17 protein-coding genes and 1 other RNA gene are annotated in these 21,130 nt (G+C 56.8%); 17 read left to right on the forward strand and 1 reads right to left on the reverse strand.

The features are described from left to right. The first annotated feature begins 63 nt into the window (after positions 1 to 63). The 16 genes from rnpB (at position 64) to lpxC (ending at position 19,481) form a co-directional block, all read left to right on the forward strand. Positions 64 to 446, forward strand: an RNA gene (rnpB, locus tag INT32_RS03070) — RNase P RNA component class A. A gap of 251 nt (positions 447 to 697) precedes the next feature. Further along, entirely contained in the window at positions 698 to 1,126 is a 429-nt protein-coding gene (gene mraZ / locus INT32_RS03075) for a division/cell wall cluster transcriptional repressor MraZ (RefSeq protein WP_041710370.1), read from the forward strand. After that, entirely contained in the window at positions 1,126 to 2,205 is a 1,080-nt protein-coding gene (gene rsmH / locus INT32_RS03080; RefSeq protein WP_193087274.1) for a 16S rRNA (cytosine(1402)-N(4))-methyltransferase RsmH, read from the forward strand. The genes mraZ and rsmH overlap by 1 nt, the downstream gene beginning before the upstream one ends. Further along, positions 2,187 to 2,531 (forward strand): cell division protein FtsL, encoded by a 345-nt coding sequence (gene ftsL / locus INT32_RS03085; RefSeq protein ID WP_370540164.1) that lies wholly within the window; start codon positions 2,187 to 2,189, stop codon positions 2,529 to 2,531. Before rsmH ends, ftsL begins: the two co-directional genes overlap by 19 nt. Further along, on the forward strand, positions 2,528 to 4,348 hold the full coding sequence (locus tag INT32_RS03090) for a penicillin-binding protein 2 (protein WP_193087275.1): 1,821 nt from the start codon (positions 2,528 to 2,530) through the stop codon (positions 4,346 to 4,348). The genes ftsL and INT32_RS03090 overlap by 4 nt, the downstream gene beginning before the upstream one ends. After that, positions 4,345 to 7,143 carry a bifunctional UDP-N-acetylmuramoyl-L-alanyl-D-glutamate--2,6-diaminopimelate ligase MurE/UDP-N-acetylmuramoyl-tripeptide--D-alanyl-D-alanine ligase MurF gene (gene murF / locus INT32_RS03095; protein ID WP_193087276.1) on the forward strand — a complete coding sequence of 933 codons (2,799 nt, stop codon included), beginning with the start codon at positions 4,345 to 4,347 and terminating at the stop codon, positions 7,141 to 7,143. Before INT32_RS03090 ends, murF begins: the two co-directional genes overlap by 4 nt. Beyond that, on the forward strand, positions 7,133 to 8,302 hold the full coding sequence (gene mraY, locus INT32_RS03100; RefSeq protein WP_193087277.1) for a phospho-N-acetylmuramoyl-pentapeptide-transferase: 1,170 nt from the start codon (positions 7,133 to 7,135) through the stop codon (positions 8,300 to 8,302). Before murF ends, mraY begins: the two co-directional genes overlap by 11 nt. Next, on the forward strand, positions 8,299 to 9,831 hold the full coding sequence (murD, locus tag INT32_RS03105; protein ID WP_193087278.1) for a UDP-N-acetylmuramoyl-L-alanine--D-glutamate ligase: 1,533 nt from the start codon (positions 8,299 to 8,301) through the stop codon (positions 9,829 to 9,831). Before mraY ends, murD begins: the two co-directional genes overlap by 4 nt. Continuing rightward, positions 9,828 to 11,048: a putative lipid II flippase FtsW gene (gene ftsW / locus INT32_RS03110; RefSeq protein WP_193087279.1), complete on the forward strand. Its 1,221-nt coding sequence runs from the start codon at positions 9,828 to 9,830 to the stop codon at positions 11,046 to 11,048. Before murD ends, ftsW begins: the two co-directional genes overlap by 4 nt. Then, positions 11,045 to 12,133: an undecaprenyldiphospho-muramoylpentapeptide beta-N-acetylglucosaminyltransferase gene (murG, locus tag INT32_RS03115; RefSeq protein ID WP_193087280.1), complete on the forward strand. Its 1,089-nt coding sequence runs from the start codon at positions 11,045 to 11,047 to the stop codon at positions 12,131 to 12,133. The genes ftsW and murG overlap by 4 nt, the downstream gene beginning before the upstream one ends. Next, positions 12,130 to 13,545, forward strand: a complete 1,416-nt coding sequence (murC, locus tag INT32_RS03120; protein ID WP_193087281.1) for a UDP-N-acetylmuramate--L-alanine ligase — start codon at positions 12,130 to 12,132, stop codon at positions 13,543 to 13,545. The genes murG and murC overlap by 4 nt, the downstream gene beginning before the upstream one ends. Next, positions 13,535 to 14,497, forward strand: a complete 963-nt coding sequence (locus INT32_RS03125; protein ID WP_193087282.1) for a D-alanine--D-alanine ligase — start codon at positions 13,535 to 13,537, stop codon at positions 14,495 to 14,497. Before murC ends, INT32_RS03125 begins: the two co-directional genes overlap by 11 nt. Further along, a complete protein-coding gene (locus tag INT32_RS03130) occupies positions 14,498 to 15,307 on the forward strand; it encodes a cell division protein FtsQ/DivIB (RefSeq protein WP_193087283.1) in 810 nt (269 codons plus the stop codon). Continuing rightward, complete coding sequence (gene ftsA / locus INT32_RS03135) at positions 15,304 to 16,533, forward strand: cell division protein FtsA (protein WP_193087284.1); 1,230 nt, start codon at positions 15,304 to 15,306, stop codon at positions 16,531 to 16,533. Before INT32_RS03130 ends, ftsA begins: the two co-directional genes overlap by 4 nt. Positions 16,534 to 16,845: 312 nt before the next feature. Further along, a complete protein-coding gene (gene ftsZ, locus INT32_RS03140; RefSeq protein WP_193087285.1) occupies positions 16,846 to 18,066 on the forward strand; it encodes a cell division protein FtsZ in 1,221 nt (406 codons plus the stop codon). A 491-nt stretch (positions 18,067 to 18,557) separates the two neighbouring features. After that, entirely contained in the window at positions 18,558 to 19,481 is a 924-nt protein-coding gene (gene lpxC / locus INT32_RS03145; protein WP_193087286.1) for a UDP-3-O-acyl-N-acetylglucosamine deacetylase, read from the forward strand. Here lpxC and INT32_RS03150 read toward each other — a convergent pair. Further along, positions 19,460 to 19,963 carry a DciA family protein gene (locus tag INT32_RS03150; RefSeq protein WP_226816457.1) on the reverse strand — a complete coding sequence of 168 codons (504 nt, stop codon included), beginning with the start codon at positions 19,961 to 19,963 and terminating at the stop codon, positions 19,460 to 19,462. The two genes, lpxC and INT32_RS03150, sit on opposite strands and share 22 nt — an antisense overlap. A gap of 59 nt (positions 19,964 to 20,022) precedes the next feature. Between INT32_RS03150 and INT32_RS22320 the strand changes: the two genes are divergently transcribed. Then, positions 20,023 to 21,063: a M23 family metallopeptidase gene (locus tag INT32_RS22320; RefSeq protein ID WP_193087288.1), complete on the forward strand. Its 1,041-nt coding sequence runs from the start codon at positions 20,023 to 20,025 to the stop codon at positions 21,061 to 21,063. Positions 21,064 to 21,130 lie beyond the last annotated feature (67 nt).

The following is a 21,130-nucleotide window of genomic DNA, read 5'->3' on the forward strand; positions in this document are numbered from 1 at the left end:
CGTGGACCCACTTGTGGATATCGCTGGCTAGCAAGGCATTATCACGGTTACAATAGTGGCCGCAGGAAAGGTTGGGCAATCGCGGTACATCAGTATCGAGGAATGTCCGGACTCCGAAGGGCAGGATAGCGGCTAACAGCCGTCCGGTGGTTTGCGCCACCGAGGAACAGGGCCACAGAGACGAGACTGGCGCGCGGGCTTAATCGCACTGATACGGCGACTTCCGTACGACGTCATCCGAGAAGGGTGACAGCGCGTCAGGGTGAAACGCGGTAACCTCTATCCGGAGCAACATCAAATAGGCATGCGTGTGATTCGTCACGAAGGGCGGCTCGTCCAAGCATGCGGGTAGATGGCTTGAGTGCCTTAGTAATAAGGTTGCCAGAGGAATGATTGCCAACCGGGAAACCGGTTTACAGAATCCGGCTTACAGACCTTTCCTGTCTTCTTTTTCTCACATGTCGCTAATGTTAATAAATGCTAATAATTATTCCGAAATTAGCGACTGTTTCTGACATTTTCCTGTAATTAATTTTAACCCCCTGATTTTTATAAACAAAAATTTCGCGTTTTCGGCGAAGTTGGCTAAGTCTTTGTTGTGATTGGAAAAAGTCACTAAATAGAACTTGACCATTTGCGCGCATTCACTTAAAGTGGGAAAAAGTAGGATTTTGTGCAAAATTGTGGGATAAAAGTGATATTTCAGGGAAACAGTGCGCTCACGCTGGATGCCAAGGGGAGGATGACCATTCCAACCCGGTATCGTGACGCCCTGACCGAGGCCGCAGACGGCGCCCTGACCGTCACCCGCAACTTTGACGGCGGTTTGCTTATATACCCGCGGCCGGTATGGGAAGAGAAACGCGAGGCCATCATGGCGTTTCCCATGTCGGCCCGTCACGTGCAACGCATGTTGCTGGGTAATGCCCAGGACGTCGAAATTGACGGTTCGGGCCGCATTTTGATTGCGCCGGAATTGCGCATGGCAACCAGCATTGTGAAAGATGTAGTGCTGGTGGGCATGGGCAAGCACTTTGATTTATGGGATGCCACGATCTTTGCGCAGCAACAGGCACAGGATCTGGCCAAGGGTCTGCCTGACAGTCTTGAGCATTTTTCACTGTGATGGCAGAAGCAGGGTACGAACACAAGCCGGTTTTGTATGAAGAAACCGTCAACGCGCTGGTACTTGCCGATTTTTACGCCAAATCTGCCGCAGTCAGGCAGTGGGCGCCACCGGCAAAGCGCGATGGTGTGTTCGTAGATGGAACTTTTGGTCGGGGTGGGCACAGTCGCCTGCTGTTGTCCGCCCTGAGCAAAAGTGCCCGTTTGTTTGTGTTTGACAAGGACCCTCGCGCGATAGAAGCAGCAATGCAGTTAAGTCGCGAGGATGCCCGGGTCACGGTGATTCATGATGGTTTTGCCACCATGGTGCCGGCACTGGCCGAGCAGGGTGTGACGCAGATCGATGGCGTCATGATGGATTTAGGCGTTTCATCGCCACAGATTGATGATGCTGCCAGGGGTTTCTCGTTCATGCGGGACGGCCCACTGGATATGCGGATGGATACAAGTCGCGGTCAGACGGCCGCACAGTGGCTGGCCCAGGCCAGTGTGGACAACATGAAGGAGGTCATTAAATATTATGGCGAAGAACGGTTTGCTTTCCAGATTGCAAAGGCGATTGATGCTCGCCGCCAATCCAGCCCTTTGTGCACAACGCTCGAACTTGCCGAGCTCGTCGCAAACGTCGTCCGTACGCGGGAAAAAGGTCAACATCCGGCCACACGCACCTTTCAGGCTATACGGATTCACATCAATGAAGAACTCAAGGAACTGGCGGACACCCTCGCGTCAATTCTGAAGGTACTTGCTCCACAAGGAAGAATGGCGGTGATCAGTTTTCATTCTCTTGAAGACCGCATGGTCAAGCAGTGTTTTGCCGCAGCCTCGTCGCTGCCGCCCGAGCTTGCCCGTATGCCTTTGCGTGAGAGTGAAATGCCCGAGCCGGTTCTGAAGAATCTGGGCAGGGTATTGGCCGAGGAGAGTGAGGTTCGCGGTAATCCGCGCTCGCGCTCTGCTGTGCTGCGTGTTGCCGAACGCACCGATGCGGCCTGGAACCAGGCGCATGAAAATGCGGTCCGCGCGACGCTGCCTGGCATGGATACACAGAAAAGGAGAGGATCGTGGCCCGCCTCGCACTGATATTTCTGATCGGTTTTTTCATGTACAGTGCCATTTCCCTGGTGTCCAGCCGCTATCAGCAACGTTTACTTTATATCGATATTGGTCGAGCCCAGGCCGCCGAGCGTGAACTGGAAGTGGACTGGCGTCACCTGCTGCTTGAGCGTGCGCAGCTGACCACCAGCGCCAATATAGACCGGGTGATGTCCGATAAACTCAGTATGCAGACCCCGCAGATTAATCAGACCGTTTTCATCAAAGAATCAGAAATGAATGCAGGCACTGCCCGAGCGGCAACAGCCACGGAAAAATCTGCTGCCACATCGGCGCCAAGGGGAGCGCAATGAAGCTGAATCTGGATTTGCTCAAATCAAAAAAAACATCACGTGGCGGTTACCAGCCTGGTAAGCGCCCGTCCCAGCATCACTACTACAGCAGCAGCCCGGTGCTGCACGTGCAGATACCCAAGTGGCGTGCGCGTTTGCTGTTTGTCGTGATCAGCCTGGGGTTCACCACCGTCATTGCCAAATCGCTTTACCTGCAGACGATGAACAATGATTTTCTGCAGGCCGAGGGTGGCAAGCGTTATGAACGCACGCTGGTACTGCCGGCCAATCGCGGGCGTGTGCTGGATCGCAATGGCGAGTTTCTTGCGACCAGTATTCCGGCAAAAGCGGTCTGGGCTTCGCCTGAAGAGACCCGCAGCGCCACGCCTGAACAGCTGGCGCGGCTGGCACGGCTGCTGGATATGTCGCTCAAAGATTTGACGACACGCCTGAGCAGTTCGGATAAAACCTTTGTTTACCTGCGCCGTCAGGTCGCCATGGAGCCAGCTACCGAAATTCAGAAAATGAAAATCCCGGGAATCGGACTGCTGTCTGAAACCCGTCGCTCCTACCCGCAAGGTTCACTGATGGCGCACATCGTGGGCTTTACCAATATCGAAGATCGCGGTATTGAGGGTGTCGAGTTGGAATTCAACAAGCAGTTGTCGGGCCAGCCTGGATTGCGCAAAGTGCTGCGTGATCGCCTGGGTCGAATCATTGGCGACATGCAGGAAGTAGAGCCTGCGCGCGATGGGCAGAATCTGGAGTTAACCGTTGATAGTCGCGTGCAGTTTCTGGTTTCCAAGGCTCTGCAAAAGGCCATCGCCGATCATCAAGCATCTTCAGGTGCGGCAGTGGTCGTGGACGCGCAGAACGGTGAAATCCTTTCAATGGTCAGCCTGCCCACATACAATCCCAACAATCAGCAGGAGCGGCGGGGCGCCGCCTTGCGCAACCGGGCTATTACCGATACGTTCGAGCCCGGCTCTATCGTGAAGCCGCTGGTGGCCGCGCTGGCGCTTGATGCCGGCGCGGTGACCACGAAAACCAAATTCAATACCGGACACGGCACCTATCGTTATCACGGTGCAACCATTACAGACGTAAGCACGCGCAATGGCGTACTGGACGTGGCCGGCATCATCCGTCGTTCTAGCAATATCGGCATGACCATGATCTCCGAGCGTTTGCGCTCAGAGCAAATGTGGACAGTCTTCAATGCGCTGGGCTTCGGACAGGCGCCCAATATGGGCTTTCCTGGCGCCGCTTCCGGACGCGTGCGTCCCTGGGAGCGCTGGCGTCCTATTGAGCGGGCGACCATGGCATATGGCTACGGCCTGTCGGTCTCGTTGCTGCAAATGGCGCATGCGTACACAGCGCTGGCCCGCAACGGCGATATGATTTCGCTGTCCCTGGTGAAAAACCGGGCTAACCCGACCAGTATCCAGATTTATAAACCGGAAACCGCCCGCGCTGTTCGTCAGATGCTGGAGGATGCGGCCGGCTCGGAAGGTACCAAGATTCAGGGCAAGGTCATGGGATACCGGATCGGTGGCAAGAGCGGCACCGCCCGTAAAATTGTCGATGGTCGCTATAGCCGCAAAGACTATCGAGGCTCGTTCGTGGCCATGGCGCCCATTTCCAAGCCACGGATTATCGTGGCCGTCACGCTTGATCAACCGCGCAAGGGCGGTTACTACGGCAGCGTGATTGCCGGGCCGGTGGCGGCTTCCATCATTGAAGATACGCTGAAGTATCTGGCCGTCCCACCCGATGCGCCGATCGAGCCAGCTCCTCTTGAGGCGCGAAATACCGTACCCAAGAGGAGTCAGGGATGAACGGCCGACAGATAGCGCAATGGCTTGCCGGCCATGTCACGGATAAAGCGGATTTACGGCTAGACTCCAGAGACATCCAGAAAGGGGATGTCTTTGTTGCTTGTGCAGGTAGCGTAGTCAACGGCCTTGCGTATATTCCCGATGCCATAAAAAAAGGCGCCGTGGCAGTGATTGCCGATGTCGCCAGCACGAACCAGGGCCAGGCATTGCTGGATGCCGGGCATGCCGTTCCGGTATTGCCGGTAGTCGGCTTGCGAACCCATTTGGGCGAGATTGCCGATAGCTGGTATGACCATCCTTCGGCAGCGGTCTCGGTCATTGCGGTCACAGGCACCAATGGCAAAACCTCTTGCGTTACCTGGATTGCCGAAGCGCTGAATGCTATCGGCAAATCCTGCGCCACCATCGGCACACTGGGAACGGTGATGCCTGACGGAACCAATCTGGGCGGCTATCTGACAACGCCCGACGTGCTCACGCTACACCGGCAAATTGCCCAAATGCGCGCTGCCGGCGTTGAGTATGTGGCGATGGAAGCGTCTTCCATCGGTATCGAGCAGGGTCGCATGGACGGACTGCAGGTCAAGGTGGCGGCATTTACCAATCTAACGCTGGATCATCTGGACTATCATCAGAGCATGGCGCGCTATGAAGCGGCCAAGAGGGCGTTGTTTGTCTGGCCGGGGCTCAGTCATGCCATTGTGAATATGGATGATGAGGCCGGCGAACGCATATTTGCGAAAACCACGGCGCATGCCAGGGCGGGCTATTCACTGAAGGCCGCGCCGCAGGCGACATTCACGGCAGTCGAACATGAGTTTCGCGATTATGGCCTGGTGTTTACGTTGCGCACGCCCGGTGGCGATGCGCAGTTGACCACGCGCCTGCTGGGTGAGCATTCCATTGCCAATATTCTGCTTGTCGTTGCCGTGCTGGATGCCCTGGGCATTCATTTGCGCCAAAGCGCCGGGCTGGTATCGTTGCTTACTCCGGTGCCCGGACGGTTGCAGACCGTTACGCCGGCAGGTGCCGACGCGGGCCACAAACGCCCGTTGGTTGTGGTCGATTACTCGCATACTCCTGATTCGCTGGAACGCGCATTACAGGCCTTGCAGCCGGTCGCCACGGCCCGTGGTGGGCAGCTTTTATGCATTTTCGGTTGCGGGGGCGATCGGGATAAGTCCAAGCGCCCGATCATGGGGCAGATCGCCGCGCGTCTGGCTGATCAGGTACTGGTGACCAGTGATAATCCGCGCACCGAAGCGCCCGGCGATATTCTGAACGATATTCTCAAGGGTATGCCGCAAGGCGCACGCGCCGAGCCCGATCGCGGCTGCGCGATTATCGAAATGATCCTGAAGGCATCCGCTGCCGACGTGGTGCTGGTTGCCGGAAAGGGGCACGAAACCTATCAGGAAATCAACCACGAACGCCAGCCTTTTGACGATCTGGAGTGGTCGCGACTGGGGTTGCTGTTGCGCGATCGACCCGAGATTTCTACTGACTCCCGGCATGTTCCGGAGAACGGGTTGTTTGTTGCCATTCGCGGCGAGCTGCATGATGGCCATGAATTTATTGGCGCTGCCGGGCAGGCTGGCGCTGCCGCTGCACTGGTCAGCCGCCGCGATCCGGCGGTGGATCTGCCGCAAATTCTGGTTGCCGATACCACGATTGCCTTGATGAGTATGGGGCATGCCTGGCGTCGCCAGTATTGCCTGCCGTTGATTGCCGTGGCCGGCAGCAATGGTAAAACCACGACCAAAGAGATGATCTCTTGCGTGCTGGCCGCTGGCGTCGGCATTGAGCGTCGCTTTGCGACTGAAGGCAATTTGAATAACCAATGGGGCGTGCCGCGCAGCCTGCTTAAATTGACATCGGAACATCAGATGGCGGTGCTGGAACTGGGGATGAACCATCCGGGTGAAATCGAGCAACTGGCCGCGCTATGTGAACCCAGTATCGCAGTCGTGACCAATGCGCAGCGCGAGCACCAGGAATTCATGCACACGGTCCAGGCCGTGGCCATTGAAAACGGACAGGTGTTTTTGTCCCTGCCGGCCGATGGTACCGCAATCTTTCCAGCCGATGAGCCTTACGCCGATTTGTGGCAGGAGTTGGCCGGCGAGCGTCGCGTGCTGACCTTTGGGCAGACGGCCGATGCCGATTTTTACGCCGAGTCGGTGGTTTCCGATGCACTTGGCATTTCGTTTGTCATGAAAACCCCGGTCGGGCAGATTGATGTGCGCCTGGCCATCGCCGGCGCCCATAATGTCCGCAATAGTCTGGCGGCAGCGGCCTGCGCCCATGCAGCAGGCATTAGTCTGGCGGATATCCGTGACGGCCTGCAGACATTTGCCCCGGTCAAGGGACGAATGCGCAGTCATACGCTGTCCGGCGGCCTGACGCTGGTCGATGACTCGTATAATGCGAATCCGGACTCTGTAATTGCAGCGATCGATGTTCTGGCCGCGCTGCCTGCGCCAACCGTGCTGGTTCTGGGCGATATGGCCGAAGTAGGCGAGAACGGGCCGCAAATGCATGAGGAAATGGGGCAATACGCCCGTAATAAAGGCATTTCATATGTGTTTACATATGGGAATGCCAGTGCGCTGGCTGCGCAGGCGTGTGGCCAGGCGGCAGAACATATGACAGATATACATAAAATCGCAGAAAGGGTCGTTGCGAGACAGCCCGCAAGCATACTGGTAAAGGGCTCTAGATCGATGCGGATGGAACGGGTAGTGCAGGACTTGCTGTCCTGGTCAAAAAAGAACGAGGCCGGTCATGCTCTATGAACTGACCCGGTGGCTCTCGCCCACATTTTCCGTCCTGAGTGTTTTTGAATACATTACGTTGCGGGCCATGTTTGCCTGCGCAACGGCGCTGTTTATCGGGCTGATGGCCGGGCCGCACGTGATTCGCAAGCTAACCGAACTCAAAATCGGCCAGGCCGTGCGCAGCTACGGTCCTGAGACCCATCTGGTCAAAAACGGCACACCGACCATGGGTGGCGCGCTGATTCTGATTGCTATCGGTGTTGCGACACTGCTATGGGCAGACCTGAGCAACCGTTTCGTCTGGGTTGTGCTGCTGGTCACCTTCGGCTTTGGCGCCATCGGCTGGGTCGATGACTACCGCAAGGTGGTTCATCGTAATCCGGAAGGCATGTCCTCGCGCGAAAAATTCGCGTGGCAGGCTATTATTGGCCTGATTGCCTCTGTGTACTTGACGTTTGCCGTCTCGGCGCCCGCCAATGCCGACATTTTCCGCCTCATGTGGGCCTGGGTGAGCAGCGGCTTCACCATGCCGCTGCCTTCCCGTGCTGACCTGATCGTGCCGTTTTTCAAAAGCGTGAGCTATCCGCTGGGTGTTTTCGGCTTTGTGATTCTGACCTGGATGGTGATTGTCGGGGCCAGCAACGCCGTGAACCTGACCGACGGGCTCGATGGCCTGGCGATTATGCCAACCGTCATGGTCGGCAGCGCGCTGGGCATTTTTGCCTACGTGGTCGGCCGTGTGGACTATTCCAAATACCTGCTCTTTCCATATATTCCGGGCGCGTCCGAAGTGCTGGTGCTATGCGCCGCACTGGGCGGCGCCGGTCTGGCCTTTTTATGGTTCAACGCCTATCCGGCCCAGGTATTCATGGGCGATGTGGGCGCGCTGGCACTGGGCGGCATGCTGGGTACGATCGCCGTGATCGTGCGCCAGGAAATCGTGCTTTTCATCATGGGCGGCGTATTTGTGGCCGAAACGCTGTCGGTCATGATCCAGGTGTTCTGGTTCAAATATACAAAGAAAAAAACCGGTACTGGCAGGCGAATATTGCGCATGGCGCCGCTGCATCATCATTTTGAAGTGGGTGGCTGGAAAGAAACCCAGGTTGTGGTGCGTTTCTGGATTATTACGATGATGCTGGTTCTGCTGGGACTGGCAACACTTAAACTGCGATGAATACCGATACAGGCGGCGTGGCCGTTTTTCCATCTCGTGTCTTGATTCTTGGCCTGGGTGAAACCGGGCTGGCTTCGGCATTGTGGTGCCTGCGCCAGAATGCGGCACTGCATATTGTCGATACGCGGGACTGCCCGCCAGGTCTTGCCACGCTTGCCGAGCAGGGCCAGGGCGATATCACGCGTTTTCTGGGTGCTCAGGCGTTCACCGATGCCGCGCTCGAAGGCGTAGAGCAGATCATCCTGAGTCCCGGCCTTGCACCGTCGGAGCCGGCGCTGGCAGCTTTTCTGGCAAAGGCGCAGCAACGGCAGATCCCGGTCATCGGCGAAATCGAACTGTTTGCGCTGGCCCTGGCCGATCTTGCAACTGCGCAAGACTATAAGCCGCAAGTGCTGGCTATTACCGGAACCAACGGCAAAACCACCGTTACCTCGCTGACGCAAGCCATGCTGGAAACGGCGGGCAAAACGGCCATCGCCGCGGGCAATATCAGCCCGTCGGCGTTGACCGCGCTCATGCAGGCGCTGGACGCGCAGTCGCTGCCGCAGGTTTGGGTGCTGGAACTGTCCAGTTTCCAGATGCAGACGACGCAGTCACTGGCGCCGGATGCCGCCACCGTACTGAATTTGACGCAGGACCACCTTGACTGGCACCGCGATATGCAGGAATATGCCGCTGCCAAGGCGCGCCTGCTGGCTGCCAGCCGGGTTGCGATTATCAATCGCAACGATGCAGCCGTCGTGGCCATGATCGCCGATATCAATGATGTCCAGATGCGCAGCTTTGGTGCAGATGCCCCCGTACTGGTGGGCGATACCGGTATGGAAGGCGCGCACGGCGTGACCTGGATTACCGCCAGCGAGAAGGATGACTTCGAATTGCCGGAAACGCCCGGCGCCAGGCGCAAGAAAAATGTCGAAAAACCCAGGCGCAAACCGGGCCTGATCAAGCGCCTGATGCCAGCCGACGCCATGCAGATTCGCGGGCAGCACAATATGCTCAATGCCCAGGCCGCGATGCTTCTGTGCCGCGAGCTGGGGGTAGGCTGGGGGCCCATGCTCAATACGCTGCGGGAATTTGCCGCCGGTCTGTACCGGACGCAATTTGAACGCAGTATCCGTGGCGTTGATTTTTTCAACGACAGCAAGGGCACCAATGTGGGTGCAACCGTGGCTGCGCTCGAGGGCATGGGACGCGATATCGTGCTTATTGCCGGCGGTGTGGGCAAAGGCCAGGATTTTTCTCCGCTGGCTGCGTCCGTGCGAAGGTGCGCCCGTGCGGTCATTCTGATTGGTGAAGCGACGGCAGTCATTGAACAGGCGCTGGCGCAGACCGGCGTAGCCTGCCATCGCGCCGAATCCATGGAAGCGGCGGTCAGGCAGGCCCTAGAGCTGGCGCAACAGGGCGACGCGGTATTGATGTCTCCTGCATGTTCCAGCTTCGACATGTTTAAAAGCTATGCGCATCGCGGTCAGGTCTTTTCTGCTGCCGTGCATGAGCTGGCGCTTGATAACGGAGAAGTGGCATGAGTCTGCTGGGCGACCTGAGAGCAAGCGTCAATGCGGTCAAGCCTGGACGCACCAGAATGCGCAATTATGATCTGCTGCTGGTAGCTGCAGTTGTTGCTCTTCTGATGTTCGGCTTGCTGATGGTGTTTTCTGCCTCGATCGCCCTGGTGGACGGACCCAAGTATTCCAATTCCACCCGCTATTATTTTTTTGTACGCCATGCCGTTTTCATTGTAATCGGTCTGGTGGGTTTCGCGATTACGGTTTCCCTGCCCATGCATATCTGGGAGAAATTTACCCTCCCGCTGTTTTTCGTGTCACTCTTCATGCTGGTGCTGGTGCTTATTCCGCATATCGGTAATGAGGTCAACGGCGCGTATCGCTGGATTCCCTTGGGGCCATTGAATTTTCAGCCGTCCGAACTGACCAAGCTGGCCATGTTGCTTTTTGCCGCCGACTACACCGTGCGCAAGCAAAAGTACATGCATGATTTCTGGCGTGGCTTTGCGCCAATGATGGTGGCCCTGGGCGTGGTCGGTATTTTGCTGTTGCTCGAACCCGATCTGGGCGCCTTTATGGTCAGCGTCTCAATCGCAGTGGGTATTCTCTTTCTGGGCGGCATCAGTGCGGTGTTGTTTCTGCTGCTGGTTGTCGTGCTGCTGGGCTGCTTTGCCTTGCTGATTCTGATGGCGCCGTGGCGTGTGAAGCGTATCTTCGCTTATCTGGACCCGTTCGACCCCGAAACGGTGCAGTCTACCGGTTACCAGCTGGCTCATTCGCTGATAGCCATCGGGCGTGGCGAATGGTTCGGCGTCGGGCTGGGGTCCAGCGTCGAAAAACTGCACTACCTGCCCGAAGCACATACCGATTTCATTATGGCTGTGGTGGGTGAAGAGCTGGGATTTGTCGGTATCATTTCCGTGGTGGTGCTGTTTCTGATTATTGTGCATCGTGGCTTTGAAATTGGCCGGCAGGCCATCGCCATGGATCGCGAATTCAGCGGCCTGGTGGCGCAGGGCGTGTCCATCTGGATGGGCGTGCAGGCACTGGTCAACCTTGGCGTGTGCCTGGGATTGCTGCCGACCAAGGGTCTGACATTGCCCCTGGTCAGTTATGGCGGCTCGTCCATTGTGATGAATCTGGTGGCCCTTGCCATTTTGATGCGCGTGGATTATGAGAGTCGCCTGATGATGCGGGGAGAGCGCCCTGACCGAAGGCCCTTGCGAGAATATCGATGAATAGCGTTCATTCCGATTCACGTACGTTGCTGGTGATGGCAGGCGGGACCGGCGGGCATATCATGCCCGGTCTGGCCGTGGCCGCACAAATGCGTGCGCGGGGCTGGCAGGTCATGTGGCTGGGCAATCCGGACAAAATGGAAGGGCGTCTGGTGCCGGCTGCGGCGATTCCTCTGCTGCCATTGCACTTTGCCGGTTTGCGAGGCAAGGGGCCGTTGGCGCTGTTGAAATTGCCATTCATGCTGGGCAAGGCATGCCTGCAGGCGCGACGCGCCCTCAAGCAGTGCCGGCCTGCGGTCGTACTGGGCATGGGCGGCTATGTGGCCGTTCCTGGCGGCCTGATGGCAAGACTGTCCAATATTCCGCTGGTAATTCATGAACAGAATGCCGTGGCCGGCACAGCCAACCATTGGCTTGCTAAAATATCGGCTTTCGTATTGACGGGTTTTCCAGACGTGCTGCCTGGCGGGCAGATGGTGGGCAATCCTGTGCGCGGTGAATTGGCCAATACGCCGGAACCGGGTGTGCGCTATGGTGCGCGCGAGGGTGTCTTGCGTATTCTGGTGGTGGGCGGCAGTTTGGGTGCGCAGGCCCTCAATACTGTGGTGCCCGCCGCCATGGCGCTGATCGCACCGGGGCAGCGTCCGCAAATCATGCATCAGGCCGGCGAGCAGCATATTGCCAGCCTTCAGGACACCTATAAACAGGCGAATGTCAGCGCAGAATGCCTGCCTTTCATCGATGATATGGTCACGGCCATGATGTCGGCCGACCTGATTATCTGCCGTGCCGGCGCCATGACGGTGGCCGAAGTGGCAGCGGTTGGGGTGGCCGCGCTGTTTGTGCCGCTGCCGCATGCCATCGATGACCACCAGACGGCAAATGCTGCATGGCTGACCGGCCGCAATGCGGCCTGGGCACAGCCCCAGCGCGAATTTACCGCAGCCTGGCTGGCCGAATGGATACAAAGTCGTACTCGTGATCAATTGATGCAGACTGCAGTGGCTGCCCGAGCCTGCGCCAGAACGCAGGCCACACAGACCATTGCAGATATTTGCGAGCGCGCGAGCGCAGGAAAAACATGAAACATCGGATTAGACACATTCACTTTGTCGGTATCGGCGGCTCCGGTATGAGCGGTATTGCCGAAGTTCTGGTCAATCTCGGATATAAAGTCAGCGGCTCGGATCTGCAGGAGTCGGCGGTGACCCGTCGCCTGGCAGAGTTGGGCGCGCAGATTTTTATCGGCCATCACGCCGAAAATGTCGGCGAGGCCGACGCCATTGTTACATCGACGGCTGTGGCCAACAGCAACCCCGAGGTGCTCACGGCCAGGGCCAAGCGGATTCCCGTGGTGCCTCGCGCCATTATGCTGGCAGAGCTGATGCGCCTTAAACGCGGCATCGCCATTGCCGGCACGCACGGCAAAACCACGACCACCAGCCTGGTGGCCAGTGTGCTGGCCGCTGCCGGCCTGGATCCTACCTTTGTGATTGGCGGCCGCCTGAATTCGGCCGGCGCCAATGCGCGGCTGGGCCAGGGTGAATATATTGTGGTCGAGGCTGACGAGTCGGACGCCTCGTTTCTGAATCTGTTGCCGGTCATGTCCATCATCACCAATATCGATGCAGACCATATGGACACGTATGGCCACGACATGACGCGGTTAAAAAGCGCTTTTGTCGAATTTACCCAGCGCATGCCGTTTTATGGCAGCGCCATCGTATGTGTCGACGACAGCAACGTTCGTAACATTATTCCGTTTATCTCGCGCCCGCTGGTGACTTATGGGTTTGGTGAAGAAGCGATGTACCGGGCGGTCAACGTGCAGCCTCGACAAACGCGCATGGCGTTTACCGTTGAGCGGCGGATCACCCCGGCCAAACGCCTGCCGGACCTGGATATCGTGCTCAATTTGCCCGGCCGCCACAATGTGCTGAACTCGCTTGCCGCCATTGCGGTGGCCACAGAGCTGGAGCTGGCCGACGAGGATATCGTGAGCGCCCTGATCGGCTTTAACGGCGTTGGGCGCCGCTTTTCCTACACCGGAGACTTTGCCGTTCCGCAGGATCATGGCGGCGGTACCTACACGCTGATCGATGACTACGCGCATCACCCCATCGAAATGGCCGCCACGGTCGAGGCGGCACGCGGTGCCTGGCCCGAACGCCGGCTGGTGCTGGCTTTCCAGCCTCATCGATATACACGCACCCGCGATTGTTTCGAAGACTTTGTCAATGTGCTCAGTCGGGCCGATGCCGTACTGCTAAGCGAAGTCTATGCCGCAGGCGAGCAACCCATTGTGGCTGCCGATGGCCGGGCCCTGTCGCGCGCTTTACGCGTGGCAGGCAAGGTTGAACCGGTTTTTGTCGAAGATGTGGCCGAACTGCCGCAGGCCATTATCAACTTTGTTCGCGACGGTGATGTGGTCATCGTCATGGGTGCCGGGTCAATCAACAAGGTGCCCGGACAGTTGGGAGAGCGCAATGAGCAATGAATTTGGCAAGGTAGGGGTGCTGTATGGCGGCCAGTCCGCGGAACGGCCTGTGTCGCTGGTTTCAGGCAAGGGCGTATATGAAGCCCTGCTCAGCAAGGGCATTGACGCCCACCTGTTTGATACTGCCGAGCATTCCCTGGCAGAACTGGCTGCGGCCGGCTTTGACCGTGTTTTCATTGCCCTGCACGGCCGGTATGGCGAAGACGGCTCCCTGCAGGGGGCGCTGGAACTGCTGCGCATTCCCTACACAGGAAGCGGCGTGATGGCGTCCGGTCTGGCCATGGACAAAATCATGACCAAACGCATCTGGATTGAACAAGGCATTCCGACGGCGCCTTATTGCAAAGTGCGGACCCGCCAAGATATGGATGGCGCCAGTCAGATGCTGGGCTACCCCTTTATTCTCAAGGCACCGCATGAAGGCTCGACGCTGGGACTGAGCAAAGTGGCCGGCCCGCAAGAGCTGACTGTCGCCTTTGACGAGGTGTTCCAGTTTGACAGCGAACTGCTGGCCGAAAAATTCGTCGTCGGGCGCGAACTGACCGTTGCCATTCTGGGCAAGGGCGACACGGCGCGGGCGTTTCCGATTATCGAAATCGTGGCGCCCGATGGCAAATACGATTTCGAACACAAGTATGTTTCGGACGAGACGCAATATCATTGTCCGGCTGACCTGCCGCAGGATCTGGCCGCCAGCATCCGGCAGACATGTGAAAAGGCGTTTGTCGCCGTAGGCTGCGAGGGCTGGGGCCGTGTCGATGTGATGCTGGACAATGACAATCGCTATTTTCTGCTGGAGGTCAATACCTCTCCGGGCATGACGCCGCATTCGCTGGTGCCCATGGGCGCCAAGGCCGAAGGCGTCAGTTATGCCGACTTGTGCGTGAAGATCCTGGCGCAGGCCAGTTGCAAGATCCAGCGCACCAAACCCGTGACGGAGCCAGGACTGTAAATGATTACGCCAAGCGCCCGTATTACCAATTTTGTCGCCAACCTGGTCATGTTGTTGGCGGTAGTGGTAATGCTGGGCGCCGGTGGTTACTGGTTGATTCACCGACCCATGTTCAATCTGACCCGCATCGTGATCGAGCCGATGAAAGGCAACAAGTTGGAATATGTGTCGCCGGCAAGTATCCAGCAGACCATTGCGGGCAAGTTGCAGGGCAATTTCTTTACCATCAATCTGCCTGAGTCGAAAAGACTGTTCGAGCAGTCGCCCTGGGTGCGTCATGCCGATATTACCCGCGTCTGGCCCGACGGTCTGCTGCTCAAGATCGAAGAGCAGGAGCCGTTTGCCTATTGGAACGAGCGGCAGATGATCAATACCTGGGGTGAAGTATTTACTGCAAACCAGGCGGAGCTGCCCGAGGATGCGGATTTACCACAGTTTAACGGACCGTCCGGATCCGAAATGCTCGTGGTACAGCGCTATGCCGAATTGGTGCGCTGGCTGGCGCCGCTAAATTTGGGTGTAGATGAGATTACGCTTAGTGATCGCTATGCTTGGCGTGTAGAATTGAACGATAATACCAAACTGGTATTGGGCAGGGATCCCGGGGCCGATGCATTAAACCCGCATGGCGGGCAGGGTGCGGTATCATTCGCATCTACGATTGAACGTTTTGTTCAGGCGTGGCCTGTTTTAAAAGAAAAGGTAGCCGGCCGGCAGATAGCCCAGGTGGACTTGCGTTATACCAAAGGCTTTGCCATCACCTTCGAGCCGGCAGCGACAACACAATCGGATAGTAAAGAGAAAAAATGACTCGTGACCTAAAGGACCTCATCGTTGCTTTAGACATAGGCACCAGCAAAGTGGTGGCAGTGGTGGCTGAAGCTTTGCCTGAAGAAGGGCGCTTTGAAGTAATCGGACTTGGACAGCATGAATCCAAGGGTATGCGCAAAGGGGTTGTGGTCAATATTGAATCCACGGTCAATTCCATTCAGCGCGCCCTTGAAGAGGCTGAGCTGATGGCCGATTGCAAAATCCGTGAAGTGTATACGGGCATTGCCGGCAACCACATTACCAGCTTCAACTCCAGCGGCATGGTCGCGGTAAAGGACAAGGAAGTGTCGGAAGCCGATGTGGCGCGCGTGATCGAGACAGCCAAGGCGGTCAACATCCCTACCGATCACCAGGTGCTGCATGTGCTGACCCAGCAATTTATCGTCGATTCGCAGGAAGACATCCGCCAGCCGGTAGGCATGAGCGGCATCCGGCTTGAAGTGCGCGTACATATTGTGACCGGTGCGGTCAGCGCCGCACAGAATATTGTCAAGTGCGTGCGTCGTTGTGGTCTGGAAGTACAGGACCTGATTCTGCAGCCGTTGGCCTCGTCCATGGTTTGCCTGACCAACGATGAAAAGGAACTGGGTGTCGTGCTGGTCGATATCGGTGCGGGCACGACCGACATCGCCATTTTTACCGGTGGCGCAATTCGTCATACCACCGTATTGCCGGTATCGGGTGATCAGGTAACCAGCGATATCGCGGCCATGCTGCGCACGCCCACACCAGATGCCGAAGAGATCAAATTGCGTTACGGGATTGCCAAGCAGGTGCTGGCCAATCCCGATGAGCTTATCGAAGTGCCTGGCCTGGGCGATCGCGATGTACGTCGCGTCAAGCGACAGACCCTGGGGGCTGTTATCGAGCCGCGTATCGAGGAGCTGTTCATGATGGTGCAGCAGGTTGTGCGGGACTCAGGCTACGAAGATCTGATTGCCTCAGGCGTTGTATTGACCGGTGGCACTGCGCTTATGCCAGGCATTGTCGAACTGGCCGAAGATGTCTTTCTCAAGCCGGTGCGCGTTGCCGTTCCCGACTATCGCGGCAGTCTTGCCGACATGGTCCGCAACCCGCGGTTTTCCACAGTCATGGGGTTGTTGACAGAAGCGCGCGTGCAGCGTTTGCGTGGTGGTAAGATTAAGCAACAAAATGGAACGCTAAAAGATATGATTTCCCGCATGAAAGAGTGGTTTATGAATTAGAATACGCAAGAGGCTGAGACGTTTGTTTCAGTAGTTGCAAAAAGGGGCGTGTTTCATGTCCCTTATGGTGTTTTGTTAACGCGATGTGTAGCGGCTTGCATGACACCGTGACAGCAGTGCAGTAAAGTAGCAGAAGGTTGTCGATATACCGCCGGGCAGGGCGGATCAACTGCCAGACAATGGCCGGGCAGGTGGCCATGGAGACGGTTCAAGTACGATGCGAGACAGGCGCTGGCATTGTTTTTGAGACGGTTTCCGAAAAACGCAGTGGCACTTTTCGTTAATACGTTTCGGAATACAGGAGTTGGGAATATGGACTTTCAATTATTGGACGATAGCAGTAACAGCGGTACCGTAATCAAGGTGATTGGCGTGGGTGGTGCAGGTGGCAATGCCATTTCACACATGATGCGGGCCGGCCTCAAGGGCGTGGATTTTATCTGCGCAAACACAGACATGCAGGCGCTGATCGGGACCGAAGCACCGGTTCAGATTCGTCTGGGCCGCAGTGGTTTGGGCGCAGGCGCCAAACCTGAACAGGGTCGTGCAGCAGCAGAAACAGCACGCGAAGAAATTCGCGCCGCGCTCAATGGCGCAAACATGGTGTTCATTACTGCCGGTATGGGTGGTGGTACAGGGACGGGAGCGGGTCCTGTTGTGGCCGAAGTGGCCAAGGAACTGGGTATTCTCACCGTTGGTGTCGTTACAAAACCATTTTCGTTCGAAGGAACCAAACGACTGCGCGCTGCCGAAGAAGGCATTGCCGATTTGTCCAAACACGTTCATTCCCTGATCGTGGTGCTGAACGAAAAGCTGTATGAACTGATGGGCGACGACGCTTCCCAGGACGACTGCTTCAAGGAAGCCGACAACGTGCTGTATAACGCCTGCGCAGGCATTGCAGAAATCATCAATGTTCAGGGTAATATCAACGTCGACTTCGAAGACGTGAAAACCATCATGGGTGAACATGGCCAGGCAATGATGGGTACTGCTGTCGCTTCCGGTCCGGATCGTGCTCGCATTGCCGCAGAAAATGCGATCGCGTGCCCGCTGCTCGAAGGCGTGGATCTGAACGGTGCACGTGGCCTGCTGGTCAATATTACCGCCAGCCGTTCACTCAAAATGAGCGAAACCCGTCTGATCAACGAAATCATCAGCAGTTACGCTGCCAAAGATGCCACTATTATCGTTGGTAGCGCCTATGATGACGATATGGCCGACGAGCTGCGTGTTACCGTTGTCGCTACGGGTCTGGGTCGCAAGCAGCCGGAACTGGTTGTCAATAACGGCTCCGATGTTGAATTTGAAGCATTGACCGGAACGCATGGCGGCAACACCGATCTGTACGGTGGCAGCTTCCTGAATCAGCCTAGCGGTGGCCGCGCACCCGTGCCGCCTACCGTGATTCGTTCTGGTCGTGGCGGCGCTGCACCTAACAAGGCGCAATTTGAACAGCAGGTTCGAGCAATGGAGTCTTCGGGCGTCGAGCGTTTCGACATTCCGGCGTTCCTGCGCAAACAAGCCGACTGATTGCCGTTTTTCTTCCCAACACGGCGTCCGGGCTGCTGCCCGGTCCGGACCCGTTCGCTCCTTTGATATGGCGCCAGTCAGCAAAAACGACCCTTCGAGGTCGTTTTTTTGTCGATGCAGCCAGCCGACTTCAGATGCCGATTGAAACAGTTGCACCGTCAATCAGGGGCTTTTAAGCGTAAATCAGAGTAAAATACTCGGAAACGACACGTGTCTGCGGGCATCGTGTATTGACGATTGGCTTTGGCAGCCCAGCGCAAGCAACAAACCGGCTGCAATGCAGTATTGGCGCCCCACTTGTTACAGGCCGCCACTCTCTGCGCGTCGCACCTTGCTTGCTACACGTTCAAAGGACGGCGTCACATGTGTGTCTGGTTCCGTCATCAGGCAGCTTGCTACCCATTTAATTGGTCAAGGTGAACCGCCAGCCACGACATCCTTTTACGGATGCTCCCATGAATATTGTTACATTTTTGTAAGTTGAGAATACGATGCTACGACAAAGAACCATTAAGAACCTGGTGAAAACCACCGGCGTCGGCATGCATTCAGGTCGCAGGGTTGAGATCACCTTACGGCCTGCTCAAGCCAATACCGGCATTATTTTCCATCGGGTAGACACCCCCGAGGTCGTTGACTTGCCCGCCCTTGCGGACAAAGTGGGTGATACCCGAATGGCTTCGGTGCTGCAAAATGGCAATGTGCGCGTGTCAACAGTAGAACATTTGATGTCGGCATTGGCCGGCCTGGGCATTGACAATATCCACGTCGATCTGAACGCAGAAGAAGTGCCTATTATGGACGGTAGCGCCGGGACCTTTGTGTACCTGTTGCGCTCGGCCGGTATCGAAGAGCAGGATGCGCCCAAGCGCTTTTTGCGTGTTCTGAAAACCATTGAAGTACAGGACGGCGAAGGAGAAAACGCTAAATGGGCTCGCCTTGAGCCCTATGCTGGCTTCTCCCTGGCCTTTTCGATCAACTTTCATCACCCGGCCATTGATTCAACGGCCAGTTTTGCCGAGGTGGATTTTGCACGCGACTCCTATACGCGGGAAATAGCCCGTGCGCGCACCTTCGGTTTTGCGCAGGAAGTAGAAGCCATGCGCGCACACGGTCTGGCGCGTGGCGGCAGTTTGGACAATGCCATCGTCATGGATGAATTCCGGATTCTGAATTCGGACGGCCTGCGTTACGATGACGAATTCGTCAAACACAAGATTCTGGACGCCATTGGTGATCTGTATCTGATCGGCCATCCGTTGCTGGCCCGTTATGTGGCCTGCAAATCCGGCCATGCGTTAAATAACAAGCTGGCGCGTACGCTGCTGTCGCAGCCGGATGCCTATGAAATTATTACCTATGATTCGGCAGCCGCCGGCGCCGATGCCGTCAGTCAGGACTGGCGTTTGGCCTGATTTTTTTCAAGAATCCGGGCCAGTGTGTCCGCCAATTGCTGGTTGTCTGTGGTTTGTTGCAGTTCAAGCAGGGCGTCGCGCGCTTGTTCGCCCAACGCTTGACTGACGACCGGGGGTGTTGAAGCCGCCGTTATCGCGGCGCTCTTGAGCCCGGCCTGGATTTTTATGCGGATTTGATCCACTCGTTGCCCTTTGGCGACCAGCAGCTGATGTATAGTTGTAGTCAATTGTCGAATTTTTGCTGCGTGGGCAGCACTGGGAACGGCAATAATCAGTGTGCCGTTGTCCAGCCCAACCACGCGACATGCATGACCCACGGGAAGTTGCAGGGCCTGTGCAATCAGTCCCTGTATCAGGTTGAACTGTTCAGCTGTTTCCAGCAACCGACCCCGGCGGGTGTCATGACCCAACCAATTTGCGGCCGTTTTACCTTCGCCTCGATCGCGGCGCGAAGCACCGTTTTTTTTGTAAAACAGAGCCATTATTTTAAACAGGTACGAAATTGAAAGAAGAGCAACATGCTTCGCAGAATACCACTCCTGTGAAGACAAAGAAAGTATGGACGTTTAGTGTGTCCATGCTCAGCCTGGGCCTGGCGGTTGCAGCCGGCGCCTTGCTGGAACGCCATTTTGGGCTGCCATCGCTGCCCATGCACGAACAAGTCGCTTCTGTGGAGTCTACACCCGAAGCGCTGCGTGATGCGGCCTTAATCCATCATAATCTGAATGTGATGGCTTCACAGATCGGGCAGTTACGGGCCAAGGCAGACACCATCGCCCGGTTGGGCGAGCGCCTGGCCGTGAGTACCGGTGCCGATGCCGAGACCTCGGAATTGCACAAGCTGCTCAGCCAGAACGCCTTGGCCAGTGACGAGCCGATGGAAGATCTGGAGTCGGAGAACAACAGCGTGATCTCTGCCGAAGAGCTCGGGCGTGAGCTCGATAGTCTGAAGACCGCCTTATCGCGTGGCGATGATATGCTCAAAACCGCCGATCTGGCGATGCAACTGCAGGGTGCACAACAACAGCGCACCCCAACGGCCATCCCGGTGTCCATGAACAATGCAAGAATTTCATCCACTTACGGCTGGCGCAAGAATCCGGTTACCGGGCGTCATATGCTGCACAGCGGGGTTGATTTTGCCGCGCCTGCCGGCACTTCCGTTTATGCGGCCTCTGCCGGCATCGTGGTGGCCGCGGGCTGGATGAGTGCTTACGGCAACGTCGTGGACATCGATCATGGTAAGGGTGTGGTCACGCGCTACGCGCACAATTCAAAGCTGCTGGTCAAGCCGGGTGATCTGGTGGCCAAAAGACAGGTCATCGCCAAGGTCGGCAGCACCGGGCGCTCTACCGGCGCTCACGTGCATTTCGAAGTGCGGGTCGATGGCGAGCCGACAGACCCGATCGCCTTTCTGAGCCAGATGTCTTCGTCTACTGCTGTGGCCAGCACGGCGCCGGACAGTCTGCTTCAACGGGCAGAACAGGTGGGGGCGGCAGCGCTCAGCAGCAAAATCGTCACGGATACAAAAGAGCGCGTCAGATTGCCTTCCGGAATCACTACCCGGCCTCGTATGCGTTAAACTATCGTGATTTTCTCGTGATGACTCACTAACCTGTCAGGAAGAACACCCATTGAAGTTTTCCTGA

Source organism: Advenella sp. FME57, assembly GCF_014897675.1.
Taxonomy (GTDB): Bacteria; Pseudomonadota; Gammaproteobacteria; order Burkholderiales; family Burkholderiaceae_B; genus Advenella.

Excerpts from the sequence above, each read along its gene's own strand:
- lpxC (WP_193087286.1), top strand. The coding sequence starts at position 18,558 with ATGCTACGACAAAGAACCATTAAGAACCTGGTGAAAACCACCGGCGTC.
- mraY (WP_193087277.1), top strand. The coding sequence starts at position 7,133 with ATGCTCTATGAACTGACCCGGTGGCTCTCGCCCACATTTTCCGTCCTG.
- murD (WP_193087278.1), top strand. The coding sequence starts at position 8,299 with ATGAATACCGATACAGGCGGCGTGGCCGTTTTTCCATCTCGTGTCTTG.
- rsmH (WP_193087274.1), top strand. The coding sequence starts at position 1,126 with ATGGCAGAAGCAGGGTACGAACACAAGCCGGTTTTGTATGAAGAAACC.
- ftsW (WP_193087279.1), top strand. The coding sequence starts at position 9,828 with ATGAGTCTGCTGGGCGACCTGAGAGCAAGCGTCAATGCGGTCAAGCCT.
- INT32_RS03150 (WP_226816457.1), bottom strand. The coding sequence starts at position 19,963 with ATGGCTCTGTTTTACAAAAAAAACGGTGCTTCGCGCCGCGATCGAGGC.
- INT32_RS03130 (WP_193087283.1), top strand. The coding sequence starts at position 14,498 with ATGATTACGCCAAGCGCCCGTATTACCAATTTTGTCGCCAACCTGGTC.
- INT32_RS03125 (WP_193087282.1), top strand. The coding sequence starts at position 13,535 with ATGAGCAATGAATTTGGCAAGGTAGGGGTGCTGTATGGCGGCCAGTCC.
- murG (WP_193087280.1), top strand. The coding sequence starts at position 11,045 with ATGAATAGCGTTCATTCCGATTCACGTACGTTGCTGGTGATGGCAGGC.
- murC (WP_193087281.1), top strand. The coding sequence starts at position 12,130 with ATGAAACATCGGATTAGACACATTCACTTTGTCGGTATCGGCGGCTCC.
- ftsZ (WP_193087285.1), top strand. The coding sequence starts at position 16,846 with ATGGACTTTCAATTATTGGACGATAGCAGTAACAGCGGTACCGTAATC.
- murF (WP_193087276.1), top strand. The coding sequence starts at position 4,345 with ATGAACGGCCGACAGATAGCGCAATGGCTTGCCGGCCATGTCACGGAT.
- INT32_RS03090 (WP_193087275.1), top strand. The coding sequence starts at position 2,528 with ATGAAGCTGAATCTGGATTTGCTCAAATCAAAAAAAACATCACGTGGC.
- ftsA (WP_193087284.1), top strand. The coding sequence starts at position 15,304 with ATGACTCGTGACCTAAAGGACCTCATCGTTGCTTTAGACATAGGCACC.